At 67.7% G+C, this 17,801-nt stretch carries 18 protein-coding genes and 1 riboswitch; of the genes, 9 read left to right on the forward strand and 9 right to left on the reverse strand.

Annotated features, from left to right (window positions below; all coding sequences use genetic code 11):
* The 4 genes from V6M56_RS08515 to V6M56_RS08530 form a co-directional block, all read left to right on the forward strand.
* On the forward strand, nucleotides 1–929 hold a 929-nt coding region (locus V6M56_RS08515), incomplete at its 5' end, for a YncE family protein (RefSeq protein ID WP_332682853.1).
* Nucleotides 930–943: 14 nt separating this feature from the next.
* Nucleotides 944–1,420 (forward strand): DUF305 domain-containing protein, encoded by a 477-nt coding sequence (locus tag V6M56_RS08520; protein ID WP_332682855.1) that lies wholly within the window; start codon nucleotides 944–946, stop codon nucleotides 1,418–1,420.
* Nucleotide 1,421: 1 nt separating this feature from the next.
* Complete coding sequence (locus V6M56_RS08525) at nucleotides 1,422–1,937, forward strand: RNA polymerase sigma factor (protein ID WP_332682856.1); 516 nt, start codon at nucleotides 1,422–1,424, stop codon at nucleotides 1,935–1,937.
* Nucleotides 1,934–2,701 carry an anti-sigma factor family protein gene (locus V6M56_RS08530; RefSeq protein ID WP_332682858.1) on the forward strand — a complete coding sequence of 256 codons (768 nt, stop codon included), beginning with the start codon at nucleotides 1,934–1,936 and terminating at the stop codon, nucleotides 2,699–2,701. Before V6M56_RS08525 ends, V6M56_RS08530 begins: the two co-directional genes overlap by 4 nt.
* Nucleotides 2,702–2,803: 102 nt before the next feature.
* Here the strand turns inward: V6M56_RS08530 and V6M56_RS08535 are convergent, their stop codons facing one another.
* On the reverse strand, nucleotides 2,804–3,847 hold the full coding sequence (locus V6M56_RS08535; protein ID WP_332682860.1) for a zinc-dependent alcohol dehydrogenase: 1,044 nt from the start codon (nucleotides 3,845–3,847) through the stop codon (nucleotides 2,804–2,806).
* 209 nt (nucleotides 3,848–4,056) lie between these two features.
* Here V6M56_RS08535 and V6M56_RS08540 point away from each other — a divergent pair, with 209 nt between their 5' ends.
* Nucleotides 4,057–5,004, forward strand: a complete 948-nt coding sequence (locus V6M56_RS08540; RefSeq protein ID WP_332682861.1) for a sugar-binding transcriptional regulator — start codon at nucleotides 4,057–4,059, stop codon at nucleotides 5,002–5,004.
* 188 nt (nucleotides 5,005–5,192) lie between these two features.
* Here the strand turns inward: V6M56_RS08540 and V6M56_RS08545 are convergent, their stop codons facing one another.
* From V6M56_RS08545 to V6M56_RS08575, 7 genes are all read right to left on the reverse strand, one after another.
* Nucleotides 5,193–5,984, reverse strand: a complete 792-nt coding sequence (locus tag V6M56_RS08545) for an inositol monophosphatase family protein (protein WP_332682862.1) — start codon at nucleotides 5,982–5,984, stop codon at nucleotides 5,193–5,195.
* Nucleotides 5,977–6,816 carry a phosphodiesterase gene (locus tag V6M56_RS08550; protein WP_332682864.1) on the reverse strand — a complete coding sequence of 280 codons (840 nt, stop codon included), beginning with the start codon at nucleotides 6,814–6,816 and terminating at the stop codon, nucleotides 5,977–5,979. Before V6M56_RS08550 ends, V6M56_RS08545 begins: the two co-directional genes overlap by 8 nt.
* A 208-nt stretch (nucleotides 6,817–7,024) precedes the next feature.
* Nucleotides 7,025–8,296 carry an extracellular solute-binding protein gene (locus V6M56_RS08555; protein WP_332682866.1) on the reverse strand — a complete coding sequence of 424 codons (1,272 nt, stop codon included), beginning with the start codon at nucleotides 8,294–8,296 and terminating at the stop codon, nucleotides 7,025–7,027.
* 90 nt (nucleotides 8,297–8,386) lie between these two features.
* A complete protein-coding gene (locus tag V6M56_RS08560) occupies nucleotides 8,387–9,265 on the reverse strand; it encodes a carbohydrate ABC transporter permease (protein ID WP_332682868.1) in 879 nt (292 codons plus the stop codon).
* Nucleotides 9,265–10,188: a carbohydrate ABC transporter permease gene (locus V6M56_RS08565; protein ID WP_332682869.1), complete on the reverse strand. Its 924-nt coding sequence runs from the start codon at nucleotides 10,186–10,188 to the stop codon at nucleotides 9,265–9,267. The genes V6M56_RS08560 and V6M56_RS08565 overlap by 1 nt, the downstream gene beginning before the upstream one ends.
* Before the next feature lie 2 nt (nucleotides 10,189–10,190).
* Nucleotides 10,191–11,378: an ABC transporter ATP-binding protein gene (locus V6M56_RS08570; protein WP_332682870.1), complete on the reverse strand. Its 1,188-nt coding sequence runs from the start codon at nucleotides 11,376–11,378 to the stop codon at nucleotides 10,191–10,193.
* Between the two features lie 84 nt (nucleotides 11,379–11,462).
* Entirely contained in the window at nucleotides 11,463–12,284 is an 822-nt protein-coding gene (locus tag V6M56_RS08575) for a metallophosphoesterase family protein (RefSeq protein ID WP_332682872.1), read from the reverse strand.
* Between the two features lie 258 nt (nucleotides 12,285–12,542).
* Nucleotides 12,543–12,754, forward strand: a riboswitch (cobalamin riboswitch).
* A gap of 281 nt (nucleotides 12,755–13,035) precedes the next feature.
* Here V6M56_RS08575 and V6M56_RS08580 point away from each other — a divergent pair.
* From V6M56_RS08580 to V6M56_RS08595, 4 genes are read left to right on the forward strand one after another with little or no spacing between them, the layout of a single operon-like run.
* Nucleotides 13,036–14,061, forward strand: coding sequence for an ABC transporter substrate-binding protein (locus V6M56_RS08580; RefSeq protein WP_332682873.1), 1,026 nt, complete (start codon nucleotides 13,036–13,038; stop codon nucleotides 14,059–14,061).
* The gene (locus tag V6M56_RS08585) at nucleotides 14,058–15,095 is read left to right on the forward strand and encodes a FecCD family ABC transporter permease (protein ID WP_442881115.1); all 1,038 of its coding nucleotides are present in this window, start codon (nucleotides 14,058–14,060) and stop codon (nucleotides 15,093–15,095) included. Before V6M56_RS08580 ends, V6M56_RS08585 begins: the two co-directional genes overlap by 4 nt.
* Nucleotides 15,092–15,877, forward strand: a complete 786-nt coding sequence (locus V6M56_RS08590) for an ABC transporter ATP-binding protein (RefSeq protein WP_332682875.1) — start codon at nucleotides 15,092–15,094, stop codon at nucleotides 15,875–15,877. The genes V6M56_RS08585 and V6M56_RS08590 overlap by 4 nt, the downstream gene beginning before the upstream one ends.
* Complete coding sequence (locus V6M56_RS08595; protein WP_332682877.1) at nucleotides 15,877–16,533, forward strand: class I SAM-dependent methyltransferase; 657 nt, start codon at nucleotides 15,877–15,879, stop codon at nucleotides 16,531–16,533. Before V6M56_RS08590 ends, V6M56_RS08595 begins: the two co-directional genes overlap by 1 nt.
* Before the next feature lie 193 nt (nucleotides 16,534–16,726).
* Here V6M56_RS08595 and V6M56_RS08600 read toward each other — a convergent pair whose 3' ends face one another.
* On the reverse strand, nucleotides 16,727–17,692 hold the full coding sequence (locus tag V6M56_RS08600; protein ID WP_332682879.1) for a catechol 2,3-dioxygenase: 966 nt from the start codon (nucleotides 17,690–17,692) through the stop codon (nucleotides 16,727–16,729).
* Nucleotides 17,693–17,801 lie beyond the last annotated feature (109 nt).

The raw sequence follows: 17,801 nt of genomic DNA on the forward strand, positions 1-17,801 counted from the left end.
CCTCGCCGGACATGCTGACCTCCGGAATCCTGGTCGGGCGCGAGCCGCACGAGCCGACTTTCACGCGCAACGGCAAGGAAGTCTGGGTCGCGCTGCGCGGCGAGAACAAGATCGCCGTGGTCGATGTCCAGCGGGCCGTGGCGGAATCCTCCGGCGAACTCCCCAGGGGGGCGGCCATCCGCCGCTTCATGCCGGTCCTGCCGGGCCCGGCGATGGTCTGGTTCTCGGCCCAAGGCGAGATCGCGTTCCTGATCTCGCAGAAGCTGTCGCGCATCGAAGTGTTCAACGTCAAATACGACGCACAGGGCTTTTCGACGACCGAGCGCAAGGCGACGATCGATACCTCGGCGCAGGATCGCTTCGCCTTCGCCCCATTTCTGAAGATCACGCCCGACGGCCGGGAATTCTGGGTGTCGCAGAAGCTCGCGGATTGCCTGTCGGTGTTTGAGGCCGGCGCGGAGCATCGGCTGCTCGATCACATCCCGCTGGGTGAACGGGCCCGCCCCAACCATGTCGAGTTCGTCCGCAATGAACGCGGAAATGTGGCCTATGCCAGCTTTGCGCGCGTCGACGATGACGGGCCGGAGGGGCGCACGTCCAGCCGGATCGCGATCATCGACAGATCGGCGCCAATCGGGAAACGACGCGTCGTCGGTCACTTCTTCAGCCATGGCCGCGAGGCGCACGGCATCTGGACCGACCCCTCCAATACGAAGCTCTACATCGCCCATGAGCTGGACGAGCTGCCGGGCTCGCCCCATGCCGGGCAGACCGTCTGCAGCGCCTTCGACGTCGGCGATCCGCTGCAGCCGCGCTTCATCAAGCAGATTCCGCTCGGCAGCCTCGACCTGCCGTCCGGCAAGCTGCGCAACAAGAAGTCGATCAACCTGGTCTATGTGCGTCCCGGCGCACGCAGCGAAACCGCGTGAAGGGAGGGCAGAAGATGGGTTTCTCTCTAGGCGCGATCGCTTCTCTCGTCGCGGACGGCCCCGTGCTCGCGGGTGCACCCGGGCACGCCGGCCACCATGGTCATAGCCAGCATGGCGGAGCGGCGACGCCGCCATCGGCGCCGGAAGACCGGGCCCCGGCCCAAGCTTCGCAGCCGGCACCGAAAGGGTACGATGCCTATCTCAGCGACATGCATGTCGGCATGGAGAAGATGATGCGGGACATGCATGCCGATCCGCCATCCGGCAATCCCGACATCGATTTTCTCGCGATGATGGTCCCGCATCACTGGGGGGCGGTCGAGATGGCACGGCTGGTGCTGCGCGACGGGCGCGACCCGCTGGTTCGCGAGATCGCCGAGGCCATCCTTGCTTCGCAGTCGACCGAGATGCAAGGCATGCGCGGACGCCTCGAGGCGCTTCGTCGCGGCGGGGACGACTACCCTTCGCTGAGCGGCAACAGGGGGCCGTAACATGTTCGGCAGCGTGTCCGACCTCGAGATCGAAGCCCAGATTCCGGCCTTGCGGCGTTTTGCGCGCTCGCTTGCGCGCAATCGCGACGATGCCGACGAATTGGTCCAGGACACGCTGCTCCAGGCGCTTTCGCGCTGGAGGCAGCTGCGAAGGCCGGGCAGCATCAGGGCATGGCTGTTCCAGATCTTGTTCAACCTGCATCGCACGCAAGGCCGCGATCGCCAGCGTCATCTGGTCCGCTTCAGCGACGAGGCCGGAGCGGACCATCCCGACCCGGCAGGCGACCAGACCCAGGGGCTGCACCTCAGCGACGCACTCTCGGCGCTCTCGCGCCTGCCCCAGGACCAGCGCGTCGCACTCGAACTGGTGGCGATGGAAGACCTGACCTATGAGGAGGTCGCCAAGGTGACCGAAGTTCCGATCGGCACCGTGATGTCACGCCTGAGCCGCGCCCGCGAGCGGCTGCGTTCCGAGCTCGAGGGCAGCAACGTCACCCGGTTCCGGAGGCTGAAATGATGCCCGGCGCGCGCCCGATCGGCGATGACGACATCCAGGCCTTCATCGACGGACGACTCCCGCCGGACCGGCAGCTGGAAGTCGAGGCGTTCCTGGCTTCCGAGCCGGCATTGAGCAGCCGCACGAAACAGTTCCAGGCCGACGCACAGGCCCTGCGAGCGGCGGCGCAGCTTCGATCTCCGGAGCCGATCCCCGCGTCCTTGCGACTTGGCGAGGTGAGGCGCCGCCGGGCGGCGCAGAACCTGTCGCGCCATGGGCGGTTGGCGGCGGGTCTCGGCATCTTCGCCCTCGGCACCGCCTTGGGCATGGCCCTGCCCCGGCAGGCAGCGGAGCCGTCGACGGCGCGCCCCCAGATGACCGATGCGGTCGTCGCGTTTCGCGCCTTCGCGGGGCCTGCCGGCGATGCGATCGAGGTTCCGGCCGCACAAACCGCCATGTTGAAGCGGATGATCTCCGATCATCTCAGGCAGGACGTCGCCATACCCGACCTGTCGGGGCTCGGCCTGGCCTTTCGCGGCGGCCGGCTGCTTGCGAGCGACGAAGGCCCCGGCGGCATGTTCGTCTATGACGAGCCGGCGGGAGGGCAGATCGCGCTCTATGTCAAAACGCTCGCCAGCCCGCGCAAGGCGGCGCTGGCTTCGCGGCAGGATGGCGAGGTCGCCGCCTATTTCTGGTTCACCGGCGAGCTTGGCTATGCGGTGCTCGGATCATCCTCGTCGCCATTCGTGAAGCGCGCCGCCGAGCATCTCAGCGCGGCGCCATGAAAGCCGGCAACGCGACCTCTGTCAGGCGGTCCGCCAACGGCACGCGCCATGGCCGGGCTCATCGCCCTCGCCCTTCCTAGAGCACGCACCGATCAGGTTGCTTCAACCTGATCGGATCCGGCTTTGGCCCTGCGGATAGATCAGGCTCTTCACCATGCCGGCCTCATTGGCGGCATGGCGGCGAAAGGCCTCCGGCCCCTCGGCCAGCGTGAAACGGTGGCTGACGACCGCTTCGACATCGACCTTGCCCAGGGCGACGAGCTCGATCGCGCGCGGATAGACATGGCCCATGCGGCGCGAGAACCTGACGGTCAGGCCGCGCCGGCGCGTCTCGGAGGCCGGAACCACATAGCTGTCGCCGTCCGGAATCCCGACCAGCACGACGCGCCCGCCGATGCGCGCGGCGCGCACGGCATCGCGGAATCCCTCCGGCGCATTCGTGGCCTCGATCACCAGGGGAAGACCCTCGCCCTTCGTCCATTCGGTAATGTCGGCAACGCTTTCGCCCGCCTTGCCGGCACCGAGCTTCAAGGCCAGCGCCCGGCGGTGCGGCTGCGGATCGCAGACGAGGATCTCGCCGACGCCGACCGCCCTGAGAACCTGCAGGATCAGCAGGCCGATCGGCCCGCAGCCGAGCAGGGCAACGCGCTCGAGCAGCCGCGGCTTCGCCAGGTCGACCGCGTGGATCGCGACACCGAGCGGCTCCAGCATCACGGCATCGCTCGGCGTGAAATGCTGGGGAACGGCGACGAGCTGCGATTTCGGCACCCAGATGCGCTCGGTCATCGCGCCGTCATGCGGCGGCGCGCCGATGAACACGACCTCGGGACAGAGATTGGGGTGACCTTCGCGGCAATGCTCGCAACGACCACAGGCCTGGTTGGGATCGACCGCGACCAGCGCGCCGCGCGAAAGGCCGAATTCCGGCACGTCCTCGGTCAGCCAGCCGCTGAACTCATGCCCGGGCACGAAGGGCGTGGCGATGACGGCCGAGCCGATGCCGCCATCCTTGTAGTAGTGGAGATCGCTGCCGCAGAGGCCGACGGCAGCGACATCGAGCAGCGTTTCCCCCGGCGCGCCTTCCCGTAGATTGAAGGGCGCCACACGCGCATCGCCTGCGGCGTGGAGGAAAACGGCATGGGACATGTGAGCGGCGCTCCGGCTCGGCCAAACGGCTCCTTAACAAATGTATTTTCTTATTTACATCGGTTAAGGTCAAGGTGAAACAAGCTTTCGGCAGCCTTCGTTTGTGGGTGCAGAAGCGCAGGATATAAGCCTCGACGACGTCGATGGACGCAGCCTTCCGTCCATGGCCGCAAGACTTGAAGCCGTTCAGCCGCAGTCAGGATGCAGCGATGCCGGAAGATGCCCAGATTCAGGTCAGAGCCGCCTGGCTCTACTACATGGAAGGGCTAACCCAGGCGGATATCGCCGACCGGCTGAAGATGACGCGGCTCAGGGTCAACCGGCTGCTGGTCGAAGCCCGCGGCAGCGGTCTCGTCAACATCGCCATCAACTCCCGGCTGGAAAGCTGCGTCCGGCTGGAGCGCGCCCTCGTCGAGGCCTTCGGGCTACGCGAGGCTGTGGTGGTGCCGACCCCGGTCGATGCCACCCAGGTGCCGGTGCAGATCGGCCGGGCGGCGGGCGAGTTCGTCTCGCGCATCGTCGAGGAGCGCCCCTCCGGCGTCTTCGGCGTCGGCTGGGGCGGGACCCTGCGCGAGACGGTCCGGCACATACGGCCCGGCCAGTTTCCCGACCTCACCGTCACCTCGATGATGGGCGGGCTGACCTACGGCATCGAGATCAACACCTTCGAGACCGCCAGCCGCTTCGCCCGCCTCTGGCAGGCGGACTGCCATTACCTCGCCGCGCCGATCTATGCCGGCACGCCGCAGTCGCGCGACACCATTCTGGCACAGGATGTGTTCGAGGACGCGTTCGCGCGCATCCGCGCCACCGATGTCGCGATTCTCAGCGCCGGCGATCTGAGCGAGCGCTCGCTGCTGGTGCGCTACGGGCTGCCGCGCGATGTCGGCGTCGAAGAGCTGGCGCGGCATGGCGCGGTCGGCGACATGCTCGGCCAGTTCATCGACGCGAGCGGGACGGCGATCGACCATCCGATCAACCGGCGCGCCATCGCCCTGTCGCTCGAAGGGCTGCGCCGCATTCCGACGACGATCCTGGCTTCCGGCGGCACCAACAAGGCCGCCATCATCGCCGCAGCCTTGCGGGCCAGGCTCGCCAATGTGCTGATCACGGACGAGCGCGCGGGCGCCGCCACGCTCGCGCTGCTGGATGGCTGAAGGCCGGGTGCATCGTCATTCCGGCTGGAGCGAAGCGGAACGCCAGAATCCATCGTAACGCTCCGGAACCCTATGATGGCTTCCGGAGCTGCGCCGCTTTGCGGCTTGTCCGGAATGACGGTCCTGTCAAATCGGAACCTGCGCTGACGGCAACGCTCGCGCCCGCACAGGCGCTTGCGCCCCGGCCGTCAGGCGCTGCGGATCGCCGCGAGCAGTTCCTCGTGGATCAGGCCGTTCGAGACGATCTTCTCCGGATCCTCGTCGCGCGAATCCGTGCCGGCAACGGTCGTGACCCTGCCGCGGGCGGCGCGCACCAGCGGCATCGCCGCGGCATGGGAGACGATATCGGCCTTGAGCCCGATGAAGGCGTCGAGCCGTCCGGCCGCGACCAGCGACATTTCGAGCCCGCCGGAGACGAGGACGCGCACGCCCCGGCACAACGCCGACAGCCGGCGAATGACGTCGTTTGTGCGCTCCATGTCCTCCGGCGCGTAATGCGAGGTCAGGCAGATCGAGACCACGGCGTCGGCCAGGCGCGAGGTCGCCGAAACGGCCGCCGGCCGGTCGTTGACAGTGGCGACACCGCCCTCCGCATACAGGGCGACAACCCCGGCGAGCGGCGCATGCGTCAGGCCGAGCAGCGTGCGCCCGTTCTCCTGATAGGCCATGGTGACGGAGAACCAGGGCAGGCCACCGGCATAGTTCACCGTGCCGTCGAGCGGATCGACGATCCAGCGGGGCGCCTGCGACGAGCCGGAGAACCCGGCCTCCTCCGAGAGGATCGCGGCCTGCGGCGTCAATCGGCGCAGGCCGTCGATGACCAGCCGCTCGGAGGCGAGATCGGCTGCCGTGACGACGTCGAGCAGGTCCTTGCGCGTGACCGAGAGGTCGTCGTCCTGCATGCGGACCAGGAGCTCGGCGGCCTGCCGCGCCAGGGCGGCAGCTTGTTCGAGCAGGGATCGGAGGCGTGGCTCAGGCATGGGCTGTCTGCTGCTTTCCGGGATAGGCGGGGTCGAGCGCGAAGGGCCGACGCGGACCGTAATCGCCGATCGGCTGGAGATGGCTGACCACGCCGGTCTCCTGCGTCCAGACATGGACCGCCAGCGCCGGAGGCTCCATCACGAACTGGTTTTCCGTGCCGGGGCGCAGGTCGAGCGCGACCTGATGGGCCGTGCCGGGGGCGACATAGCCGATCGTGCCGGCGAAACGCCGCTGGATCGGCCGATGGTAATGGCCGCAGAGCACGCGCTCGATCTCGGGATGGCGGGCGACGAGATCGACGAAGCCGGGCGAGACATGGCAGGGCATGATGTCCATGCCGTCGACGCCGACCTCGAAAGGCGGATGGTGCATGAAGATCACGGTCGGGCGTCCCTGCCCTTCGCGCAGGCGCTCGGCGAGCCAGGCCTCGCGCGCGGGACAGATCTCGCCGCCGTCCTCGCCGGCGATCACCGTGTCGAGCCCGATCAGCCGGACCGGGAAATCCTCGATCGCATAGTGCTGGAAGCCGGATTCCGGCAGATAGGCATGCTCTTTTGCCAGCGTGGCGGCGAGAGCCTCGCGGCGGTCGTGATTGCCGGGCACGACATAGACCGGCATCGGCAGCCGCCGCAGCGCGTCGCGCACGATGCCGTATTCCTCGGCCAGGCCGCAATCGGACAGGTCGCCGGTGACCAGGACGCAGTCGGGGGCGGGCTCCATCGCCAGCACCTCGTCGACGGCACGCCCGATCGCGGCATTGGTATCGACGATGCCATAGGCCGGGCAGCCATGGGGTCTTGCGTGGAAGTCGCTGAGCTGGGCGATGATCATTCGAGAACCTTGTCGAGTTGCCGTTCGATTGGCGTCGTCATTCCGGCCGGAGCGAAGCGGAGCGCCGGAATCCATCGGAGGACTCCGGCGCTCTACGATGGATTCCGGAGCGGCGCCGCTGGCGCGGCTTGTCCGGAATGACGGGCATCGCCGAAGCACAGCCGCCCGGCCTGCGCGGCCGGGCGGCGATGGCGTCAGGGTGCCGCGCCTACTTCATCAGCGCTTCGGTCTCGGAGACCATGCGCTCGATGCCGGCCTTGGGAGCGACGTCGCCGCGCATCACCCCGGAAATCACCTCGCGCTGCTGGCGCCAGATGCGGACCGAGTTGCCGCCCGGATAGCCCTGCCAGGGCGCGGCGCGCGCGATCTGGCCGTTGATGGTGCGGAAGTTGGCGTTTTCCTTGTAGAACGGGCCGAGGAAGGCATCCTCGCCGGCGCGCAGATTGGTCGGCATGTAGCCGGTGGTCTCGACGACGATCTTCTGGGCCTCGGGGCCGGTCACGAACTTCAGGAACTCCCAGGCCGCCTTCTGCTTGGCGGCGTCCTTGGCCGTGATCAGCGCGGCGTTGCCGCCGGTCGGCAGCTTGCCCTTGGCCTTGTCGTCGATCGGGAACAGCGCGGTCTTGAGGGTGAAGCGATCGCCGATGAGATCGGTGACCTGGCGCAGGCGCGCCGGCGTGTCGAAGAAGATGCCGATCTTGCCGGCGATGAACTGCTGGCGCGACTGGTCCCAGTCGATCAGCGGCATGCCGGCTTCGGTGACGAAGCTGCGCAGCATGGCGAGTGTCTTCTCACCGGTCTCGCCGCCGAAAGCGACCTTCTTGCCGTCGGCGGACAGCATCGAATGACCGCCCTGCAGGATCACGCCGCGCCAGAGCCAGTCGTCCGGCCAGTCGTGGATGTTGTAGGCCAGCCCCGCGACATCGCCCGCGCGGATCTTCTTGGCGAGCGCGACGGTGTCGGCCCAGTTGTCGGGCATCTTCTCCGGATCGCCGCCGGCCTTCTTCACCAGCTCGGTGTTGAAATACATCAGCGGCGTCGAGGCGTTGAAAGCGAGGCCCGACTGCTTGCCGTTGACCTGGCCGAGCGAGAGCAGCGCGTCGGAATAATTCGCCTTGCGCCAGGCCTCGGGCTCGGCCGCCAGCAGCGGCCCCAGATCCACGACCTGCTTGCGCTTGTCGAGCGACTCGACAAGCTCGGTCAGCAGGTGGAAGCCGGAATAGTAGACATCCGGCAGCTGGTTGGTGACCGACTGGCGCAGCATCGTCTGATGCCCCTCGTCATAGCTCGCCGCCGGCGCCCGGAAATTGATCTTGATCGACGGGTTCTTCTTCATGAATTCCGCGGCGATGGGCTCGTGGAACTTGGCGAAGGCCGGGAAGGCGTAGAGGACGTCGAGCGTGACCTCCTGGGCCCTGGCCGCCGTCGAGGCGACGAAAGCGAGGGCCGCGGCGGCGAGCGTTCTGCCGAATGGTTTCATTGGTCGATCTCCACTTTGTAAGGAACGGCGAATACTCGTTACTTGGATGATCTAGAATGCAGATTTATGACATCTAGATTATACTTTTCCCTACTTCACTCCGGTCATCGTGATGCCGTCGATGAACCGTCGTCTGGCGATCAGGAAGGCGATGACGAGCGGCGCGGTCAGGATCGTCGCGGCGGCCGTGAGCGCGCCGTAGTTCGACCCCGTCTCGGCATCGGCGAAGAACATCATCCCGAGCGGCGGCGGGGCGAGCCTGGCGTCGGAGATCACGATCAGCGGCCAGTAGAGATCGTTCCAGTGCGCGACCGTCGAGAAAACGGCGAAGGCGGCGATGGCCGGCCAGGCGCTCGGCGTCACGATGCGCCAGACGATCTCGAACTCGCTCATGCCGTCCAGGCGCGCGGCGTTGATGATGTCGTCGGGGAAGCTGCGGAAGAACTGGCGGAACAGGAAGATGGCGAAGACCGACAGGAAGAACGGCACCATCATCGAAAAATAAGTGTTGAGCAGGCCGAGATGGGCGAGCGCGATATAGAGCGGCATCGCCGGCACCTGGACCGGGATGCACAGGCCCAGCAGCACCAGGACGAAGAGCAGGTTGCGGCCGGGAAAGTTCAGCTTCGCCAGCGCATAGGCGCAGGGGATGGCGACGAGCAGCTGCACCACGAGGATGCCGGTGCAGATGATGACGCCGTTCAGCGCGAAGCGCAGCAGCGGCGCCTTCTCAAAAGCGAAGCGGAAGTTCTCGACGCCGTAGAACTGCTTCGGCCAGAGCGAGATCTCGGCGCTGAAGATCTCGGCCGGCGGCTTGATCGAGGTCACCAGCATCCAGACGAAGGGCGCCAGCATGAACACCGCTCCGGCGACCAGCACGGCGTGCACGAGCGCGAGCCCGATGAAGCGGCGCAGCGCCGAATGGGCGGGAGTGACGGTCGTGGCGGTGGGGGTGGAGGAATGCGCCATCAGTAGTGCACCTTCTTGTCGAGGGAGAAGGTCTGCACGGCCGAGAAGACGAGGATGAAGGCGAGGAAGACGAAGGTCAGCGCCGCGGCATAGCCGGTGTGGAAGTACTGAAAGCCTTCGAGGTAGATGTTGTAGAGCAGCACCTCGGTCGCGCCGACCGGCCCGCCGCGCGTCATCACCGCCACCGTGTCGAAGACCTTGAAGGCGGTGATCATCGTGGTGATCAGCACGAACATCGTCGTCGGCCCGAGCAGCGGCCAAGTGATCGTCAGGAAGCGATCGATGCCGCCCGAGCAGCCGTCGATGTCGGCGGCCTCGTAGAGGTCGCGCGGGATCGCGGTGAGCCCGGCGAGGAACAGGATCATGTTGAAGCCGAGCAGTTGCCAGATCCCGATCACCGCCAGCGTCGCCAGCGCCGTGGTCGGCTCGCTGAGAAAGGCGACGGGGGCGAAGCCGAGCCATTTCAGCACGCCGTTGATCGGCCCGAGCGAGGGGTGCAGCAGGAACTGCCAGACGGTCGCCATCGCGATCAGCGTCGAGGTCACGGGCAGGAAGTAGATGACCTCGTAGAGCGAGCGCGAGCGGGTCCGCCGATGCACCAGCACGGCGATCAGGAGCCCGCCGAACACGCCGCCGGGCACCACGATCGCGACATAGACCAGCGTGTTGAGCAGCGAGCGGCGGATGATCGGGTCGGCCAGGGCCTTCTGGAAATTGCCGAAGCCGACCCAGTCCATGTCGATCCCGCCGAACTCGTAGTTCGTCGCGCTCAGCACGACGAGAACGGCGAGCGGCGCCAGGATCGTCAGCAGCAGCAGGACGAGCGCCGGCATCGCGAAGCCGAGACCGGCGATGCGCTCGATCCTGTGCCGGCGGCGGATGCCGGGGCCGATCAGCGCGGGGCTGGCGAGGGCGAGCGTCATGGTCAGGCCCTCAACGGCACGACGGAAGCGGTCGCGACGCCCGGCCCGCGCGGCTCGATGCGCTCGCCATCGGCGGCGAAGAGATGGCAGGCGGTCTCGTCGAAGCCGAGCGCCACTTCCGCCGCCTCGTGGACGCCCGCCGCGATCGCCGGGCTCGTCCTCATCGTGGCGCCCTGGGCATCACGGCCGGCGAGGTCGAAATGCAGGATGTATTCGGAACCGAGATTCTCCTTGCGCCGCAGCCGCGCCGAGAACCAGCCCCGCCCTGCCCCGGCTGTCTCGCCGTGAACCAGCGACAGCGCTTCGGAGCGGACGCCGAGCGTGACCGGCTGGCCCGGCGGCAGCCCGACCGAGAGCCCCATCGGCCGCCCGAACAGTTCGAGCCGCCCGCCGGCGCCGACGATTCCCGGCAGCAGGTTGATCGCCGGGCTGCCGATGAACTGGGCGACCTTGAGCGAGGCCGGCCGCTCATAGAGCTGCGAGGGCGTGCCGAGCTGCAGGATCGAGCCGGAATCCATCATCGCGACGCGGTCCGACATCGTCATCGCCTCGACCTGGTCGTGCGTGACGTAGACGAAGGTGGCGCCGAGGCGCTTGTGCAGCTCGGCAAGCTCGGAGCGCATATGGACGCGCAGCTTGGCGTCGAGGTTCGACAGCGGCTCGTCCATCAGGAAGACGTCGGGATTGCGGACCATGGCGCGGCCGAGCGCGACGCGCTGGCGCTGGCCGCCGGAAAGCTGCGCCGGCTTGCGGTCGAGCAGATGGTCGAGCTGCAATTGCGCGGTGACGGCGCCGACATCGGCGTCGATCCCCCGCATCGCCTCGCGGCGCCCGGAGGAGAGCAGCCGCAGCAGCGGCAGGCGCTGCCAGAGCTTCAGCCGCGACATGGTCAGCGGCAGCGCGATGTTGGCGCGCACGCTCATATGCGGATAGAGCGCATAGGACTGGAACACCATCGCCACGCGCCGCTCATGCGGGCGCAAATGGTCGACCGAGTGGCCGCCGATGGCGACGCCGCCGCCGTCCTGGTGCTCGAGCCCGGCGATGATGCGGATCATGGTCGACTTGCCGCAGCCGGAGGGGCCGACAAGCGTCAGGAACTCGCCATCGGCGATGTCGAGATCGATTCCGCCAAGCACGCGGGTCGCGCCGAAGGACTTGGCGATGGAGGACAGGGTGACTGTTGCCACGTCGGTCGCCTTTCTGTGCGGCCCTGGCGGGCCTTATGCGGTTGGCGTCGTCTGGATGGCGGCCCCGGAGGCCGGCAGCCGCCGTCAGGCCGCGCGGGGCGGGTAGACCTCGTGGATCACGTCGTCGATCCAGAGCGTGCGCAGGGTCGGGATCTCGTGGATCTTCGCCTCGTAGTCGCGGCCGTCGAAGCCGTAGGAGACCGCTCCGAGCGTGCTCGTCCCCGCCATGCCGGGCTGCAGCTCGGGCCCGACGACGAAGCCGGAGGACGGCCCCCAGATGTAGCGCGTGCCGTCGACCGCGAAGTCGTGGGCCCGATGCAGATGGCCGCTGGCGACGAAGGCGACGTCATGGCTGCGAACGAGATCGAGCAGATGCGCCCGCGGCTTCGGCGGCACGCTCCAATAGCCCTTGTCGCCTTCGTCAGGCGCCTCGACGAAGAGCGGCCGGTGCAGGAACCAGCCGAGGCGCCTGCCCCCCGCTTGCGCGATCTGCCGGTCGAGCCAGGCAAGCTGGCGCATTTCATCGGCCTCGCCACTGCCGAACAGCATCGAGTTGAGACCGATCAGCCGCCAGTCCTCGAGATCTCGAACCCAGAAATCCGGCCCGAGATGGCTGCGCCAACGTGCGAGGCGCAGCGCGTTGACCGGCTGGTGGGGGTGAAGGGCCTCACCCACATCGTGGTTTCCAGGAATGCTCAGCACCGGCGCACCCAGGAGGTTCAGGAGGCCGCAACAATAGCGCATGTCCTCGTCGACATCCGCTCCGTCGACGGTGACATCGCCGGTATGGATGACGAGCTCGGGCTGCTGGCCTGCGAGCCAGGCCGCAAGCGGTTCCCAATTGCAGGCAAAGTGCTGCTTGGTCGGACTGAGATGGGTGTCCGAAATTTGTACGACCCGGCGCATGGCTCCCTCCAAGCACCGCCCCCTGCCGGGCGCGGGCTGCCTCCGTCGTGTCCGGGGCAGCGGTTTTGCCATGGATCATACAAATGAATGTTTGATGACACAAATGTATTATCGAGCGACGCGACCGGGGAGGCGCGCGACCGGATCTCGGGGGAAAGCCGCTCGGATTGAACCGTCCGGCATGACAACGAGGCGTTCCGCGACAGCGTCGGCGGGCCGCGCCGGGCCGTCCCGCTTGACGCCGGTCCGGGCCGATCTATGGTCTGCGGCGATCACGGTTCTCCGGGCGTCACGGCCTGGAGCTAAGAGGGAATTCGGTGAGGCATGACGTGCCGAAGCCGAGGCTGCCCCCGCAACTGTAAGCGGCGAGCTCTCCGCCCATCGTCCACTGGCGCCCCGGCGCCGGGAAGGCCGGGTGGAACCAGCTTGGACCCGCGAGCCAGGAGACCTGCCCTGATCGTCTTTCGGGCGGGGTGCTCCGAAGGGTTGCGAGTCGGCGCGGGGCAATAGACCCGCCGCCCCGTCGCAATCGGTGTGCTCCCGCCTTCATCTCGGGGAGCGATGAATCCAGATGTCCACCACCTTGCGCCGCACCGCCGGCATCGTCCGCTCGTGCCTGGCCCGCGCGAGCTTGACAAGCGCGCGCGGGCGCCCTTATTCGTTTTGTTATAACGTTACACACAAGCGACTGCCGGACGATCCCGTCGCGCATCGCCGGACGGGCCACTCTCCCGCATCTCCAAAGGGCTCCATGCGCACCCTCCCCTCGCTTCGTCTCCTGCTGGCCGCGGCGGCCGGCCTGTGCATCGCAGGCGCCGCCACGGCCGCGCCGACGCAGTATCCGCTGACGCTGGAGAACTGCCGCGAGACCATCACCTTCAGCCAGGCGCCGAAGCGCGTGGTCGCGGTCGGCCAGACGCAGACCGAGATCCTCTATGCGCTCGGGCTCGGCGACCGGGTCGTCGGCACCGCGGTCTGGTTCAGCCCGGTGGCGAAGCCCTATGAGGCGGTGAATGCCAAGGTGAAGCGGCTCGCCGACAATGATCCGAGCTTCGAGGCGGTCGTCGCCCAGGAGCCCGATCTCGTCACCGCGATGTTCGAATGGCATATCGGGCCGAACGGCATCGTCGGCAAGCGCGACCAGTTCGCCAAGGTCAAGGTGCCGACCTATGTCTCGCCGACCGATTGCATCGGCAAGGACAATTCCGGCCCCGGCGACGGCGTGCGGACGCAGATGTTCTCGATGGAGCTGGTCTATCAGAACATCCGCGAATTCGGCCAGATCTTCGACGTGGCCGACCGCGCCACGGCGCTGATCGCGGAACTGAAGGCGCGCGAGGAGAAGGCGGTGCAGTCCGTCGCCGGGCTGAAGGCGCGGGACGTGCCGGTCGCCGTCTGGTTCTCCAGCAAGGACATCAAGGGCGACGCCTTCATCGCCGGCAAGAACGGCGTGCCGGCCTATATCCTGTCGAAGCTCGGCGCCCGCAACGTCATCACCACCAATGAGGAATGGCCGCTGGTCGGCTGGGAGAGCATCGCCGCCGCCAACCCGGCCGTGATCGTCGTCGTCAGGATGGACCGCCGGCGCTTTCCCGCCGACGATCTCGACCTCAAGCTCAACTTCCTGAAGACCGACCCGGTGGCGAGCAAGCTCGACGCCGTCAAGCACGACCGGATCGTGGTGATGGAGGTCGGCGCGACCCGCGCCGGCCTCGACACGGTCGACGGCATCGAGGCCCTGGCGCGCGGCATCGAACGCTTCGGCCTGATGCGGTGAGCCACGCCCCTGTCGAGCCCAACTGGCCGGCGCGGATCGGGATCGCCGCTCTCGCGCTGGCCGCGCTGGTCTTCGCCATCGCGCTCGCCGTGACGATCGGCGAGATGCGGATTCCGCTGGCCACCGCCTTCCAGGCACTCGGCAACGGGCTGTTCGATCTGGACTACCCGGTCAGCGCGATCCAGCAGGGGGTGATCTTCGACTACCGGCTGAGCCGGGCGCTGCTGGCCGGGCTGTGCGGCGGCGCGCTGGCGCTGTCGGGCGCCATCCTGCAGGCGCTGCTGCGCAACCCGCTGGCCGAGCCCTATATCCTCGGCATCTCCGCCGGCGCCTCGACCGGCGCCGTCGCGGTGATGATCCTCGGCTTCGGCGGGGCGGCGCTCACCGTCTCCGGCGGCGCCTTCCTCGGCTCGGTCGCGGCATTGCTGATCGTCGCGGTTCTGGCGGCCGGCGCCGGGGGCGCGAGCGACCGCGTCATCCTCGCCGGCGTCGCCGGCTCGCAATTGTTCAACGCGGCGACGGCGACGATCGTCACGACGCTCGCCAGCGCCGAGCAGGCGCGCGGCGTGATGTTCTGGCTGCTCGGCAATTTCGGCGGCGTGCGCTGGCCGGACGTCTTCGTCGCGACGCCGGTCGCCCTGGCCGGCTTCGCCATCTGCATGCTCCACGCCAAGGCGCTCGACGCCTTCGCCTTCGGCGCGGACGCGGCCGCCTCGCTCGGCGTCGCGGTGATGCGGGTGCGCGTCGTGCTCTTCGCCGTCACGGCGGTGATGACCGCGACCATGGTCAGCATCGTCGGCACGATCGGCTTCGTCGGACTCGTCATTCCCCATGCCGCGCGCTTCCTGGTCGGCCCCGGCCATGCCCGCCTGCTGCCGGTCTGCCTCGTCATCGGGGCGATCTTCATGATCCTCGCCGACATCCTCTCGCGCATCCTGGTGCCGCAGCAGATCCTGCCGATCGGCGTCGTCACCGCCCTGTTCGGCGCGCCGGCCTTCGCCATCATCCTCTATCGCGCGCGGCGCCCGGCATGACGCTGTCGGCACGCGCGGTTTCCTGGAGCACGTCCGGGCGCCTGATCGTCGACGGCGTCACGCTCGAGGCGGCGCCAGGCAGGATCCTCGGCCTGATCGGGCCGAACGGCTCCGGCAAGTCGAGCCTGCTGCGGCTGCTCTGCCGGCTGCGCAAGGTCACGAGCGGCGTCGTCAACCTCGACGATGGCGACATCGGCCAGGTTTCGCGGCGCGAGCTGGCGCGCCGGCTCGCCTTCGTCGAACAGCAGGCGACGACCGAGATCCAGCTCTCGGTCTGCGACGTGGTGCGTCTCGGGCGCACGCCGCATCGCGGCGCCCTCTCCTCCTGGACCAACGCCGACGAGGAGGCGGTCGAGGATGCCCTGGCACGGGTGGGCATGAGCGAGCGCCATGACCAGCACTGGCACACCCTGTCGGGCGGCGAGCGCCAGCGCGTCCATATCGCAAGGGCGCTCGCCCAGACGCCGAGCGAGCTCATCCTCGACGAGCCGACCAATCATCTCGATATCCAGCACCAGCTTTCGATCCTGACCCTGATCCGCAGGCTCGGCGTGACCTGCATCGTCGCCCTGCACGATCTCAACCTCGCGGCGCTGTTCTGCGACGAGATCGCGCTGCTGCACGAGGGCCGGCTCGTCGCGTCGGGCGTACCGGAGACGGTGCTGACCGAGGAGATGATCCAGCGGGTCTTCGGCGTCGCGGTCAGGATCGGCGCCTCGGCCTCCGGGCGGCGCCATATCGAATATCTCGTCAACCCAGACTGCCACGGAGATCTCGCCTGATGACGAACCTCGATGTTCAGCACGCGGTCAGCGGCTACTGGACGGCGCGCGCGCCGAGATTCGATGGTGTCGCCTCGCATGTCGCCCAGTCCGGGATCTGGCGCGAGGTGCTGGGTGCCGCTTTCGAGGCCGATCAGCCCCGGGATTTCGTCGATCTCGGCACGGGTACCGGAGCCTGTGCCCTGATCGCGGCTTCGCTCGGCCATCGCGTGCGTGGCTATGACGGCTCGGAGGGCATGCTCGCAGTGGCGCGGGCCGTGGCCGAGGCGCAGGGATACGGCGTCAGCTTCGTCGCCAGCACCTTGCAGGACGCGGCCATCGAGACGGCCTCGGCCGATATCGTGACGCTGCGCAACCTGCTGTGGACGCTGGAGCAGCCGATGGAGGCGCTGCGAACCGCCCACCGCATCCTGCGGCCGGGCGGGCGGGTTGTCATCTCCGATGGCCTGTGGTCGGTCGCGCCGCAATATCGCTCGACCTATCCCGCCGATGTCGCCGCCCGCCTGCCCCTGCATGACGGGCTGACCGAGGAAAGGGCGCGGCAGATGCTGGACGAGGCCGGGTTTGCACCGGCGAAGGCCTGGCAGCATCTGTTCCCGGCCTCGCCCTATCCCGGCGACGTCCCGATGTTCGTGCTTGCTGCGATCAGGCCCTGACCGCGCCGGCGGGCGCGCGATGTGGCCTTCGAGCATGCTGCTTTTACTCGGAACCACTCCGTCATCCTGGACAAGCCGCGAAGCGGCGTAGGTCCGGGATCCATCGCAGGGCACCGGAGCCTTATGATGGATCCCGGGCCGAGCTTCGCTCGCCCAGGATGACGGCGGTGGTTCCGCGTGAAAACAACAGACTCTAGCCCCCCGCCTTCGGCACCGGCGGCGTGCCGTGGGTGTGGAAGCTCTCGATGGTCTTCAGCCCCCAGGCCTGGCCCTTCTTCCGCTCCTCCTCCGTCCAGGTCACGGTCTGCCAGTCCGGATCGAGGATCAGGCGGGCGCCGGCATTGGCGATCTCGACGCGGTTTCCGGCCGGTTCGTAGACATAGAGGAAGAAGGTCTGCTGGACGGCGTGCTTGTGCGGGCCGGTCTCGATGTAGACGCCGTTCTCGAGGAAGATGTCGGCCGCCTCCAGCACATGCTCGCGCTGGTCGACCGCATAGGTGACATGGTGGAAGCGCCCGAGGCTCCCGGTATGGTCGCCGGTATAGGCGATGTCGTAGCTCTTGTTGTTGACGGTGAACCAGCAGCCGCCGACCTCGCCGGAATCGAGCACGATCTGCTCGGTGACCCGGCTGCCGAGCGCTTTCGGCAGGAAGTCGCGGATCTTGGCGACATCGCGGGCGAGCAGGTTGACATGGTCGAGCCGGCGCACCGCGCAGCCACGGCCGTGATTGCGCTGCGGCTGGTTCTTCAGCGCCGGGCGCTCATGCGGCGGCGCGACATATTTATGCGTGTCGAAATAGATCTCGAAGATGTGGTCGTCGGGGTCGCGGAAGCGGTAGGCTCGGCCATGGCCGAGATCGCCCGTGGTCCAGCCGATGCCGGCACCGAGCTTCTCGATGGCCTCAACGCGCCGCAGCAGCGCCTGCTCGCTGGTGGCGCGATAGCCGATATGGCCGACGCCGGTGGTGTTCGAGGCGGTCAGCTTCAGCGTATGGAACTCATAATCGTCCCAGGCGCGCAGATAGACGCTGTCACCCTCGCGCCCGCTCTCGGTCAGCCCATAGACATTGACGAAGAAATCGAGGCTGGCCTCGGGCTTGTCGGTGAAAAGCTCGACATGGGCGAGATGGGCGATGTCGTGGATCGGTTCCGGATTCAAGAGCGTTGCTCCGCCTGTTCTGGGCCGCTGCGGCGGCGCTGATTGCTGTCGCCGTCGCGGGCGCTCAGCCTTCGGGATCGTCGCGATAGACCAGGCCGGCCTTCGCCAG

Source organism: Allobosea sp., from assembly GCF_036675845.1.
GTDB lineage: Bacteria > Pseudomonadota > Alphaproteobacteria > Rhizobiales > Beijerinckiaceae > Allobosea.

Coding starts and splice junctions, on each gene's coding strand:
- V6M56_RS08540 (WP_332682861.1), top strand. CDS start 4,057: ATGCCGGAAGATGCCCAGATTCAGGTCAGAGCCGCCTGGCTCTACTAC.
- V6M56_RS08580 (WP_332682873.1), top strand. CDS start 13,036: ATGCGCACCCTCCCCTCGCTTCGTCTCCTGCTGGCCGCGGCGGCCGGC.
- V6M56_RS08595 (WP_332682877.1), top strand. CDS start 15,877: ATGACGAACCTCGATGTTCAGCACGCGGTCAGCGGCTACTGGACGGCG.
- V6M56_RS08520 (WP_332682855.1), top strand. CDS start 944: ATGGGTTTCTCTCTAGGCGCGATCGCTTCTCTCGTCGCGGACGGCCCC.
- V6M56_RS08535 (WP_332682860.1), bottom strand. CDS start 3,847: ATGTCCCATGCCGTTTTCCTCCACGCCGCAGGCGATGCGCGTGTGGCG.
- V6M56_RS08555 (WP_332682866.1), bottom strand. CDS start 8,296: ATGAAACCATTCGGCAGAACGCTCGCCGCCGCGGCCCTCGCTTTCGTC.
- V6M56_RS08530 (WP_332682858.1), top strand. CDS start 1,934: ATGATGCCCGGCGCGCGCCCGATCGGCGATGACGACATCCAGGCCTTC.
- V6M56_RS08575 (WP_332682872.1), bottom strand. CDS start 12,284: ATGCGCCGGGTCGTACAAATTTCGGACACCCATCTCAGTCCGACCAAG.
- V6M56_RS08560 (WP_332682868.1), bottom strand. CDS start 9,265: ATGGCGCATTCCTCCACCCCCACCGCCACGACCGTCACTCCCGCCCAT.
- V6M56_RS08590 (WP_332682875.1), top strand. CDS start 15,092: ATGACGCTGTCGGCACGCGCGGTTTCCTGGAGCACGTCCGGGCGCCTG.
- V6M56_RS08550 (WP_332682864.1), bottom strand. CDS start 6,816: ATGATCATCGCCCAGCTCAGCGACTTCCACGCAAGACCCCATGGCTGC.
- V6M56_RS08525 (WP_332682856.1), top strand. CDS start 1,422: ATGTTCGGCAGCGTGTCCGACCTCGAGATCGAAGCCCAGATTCCGGCC.
- V6M56_RS08565 (WP_332682869.1), bottom strand. CDS start 10,188: ATGACGCTCGCCCTCGCCAGCCCCGCGCTGATCGGCCCCGGCATCCGC.
- V6M56_RS08545 (WP_332682862.1), bottom strand. CDS start 5,984: ATGCCTGAGCCACGCCTCCGATCCCTGCTCGAACAAGCTGCCGCCCTG.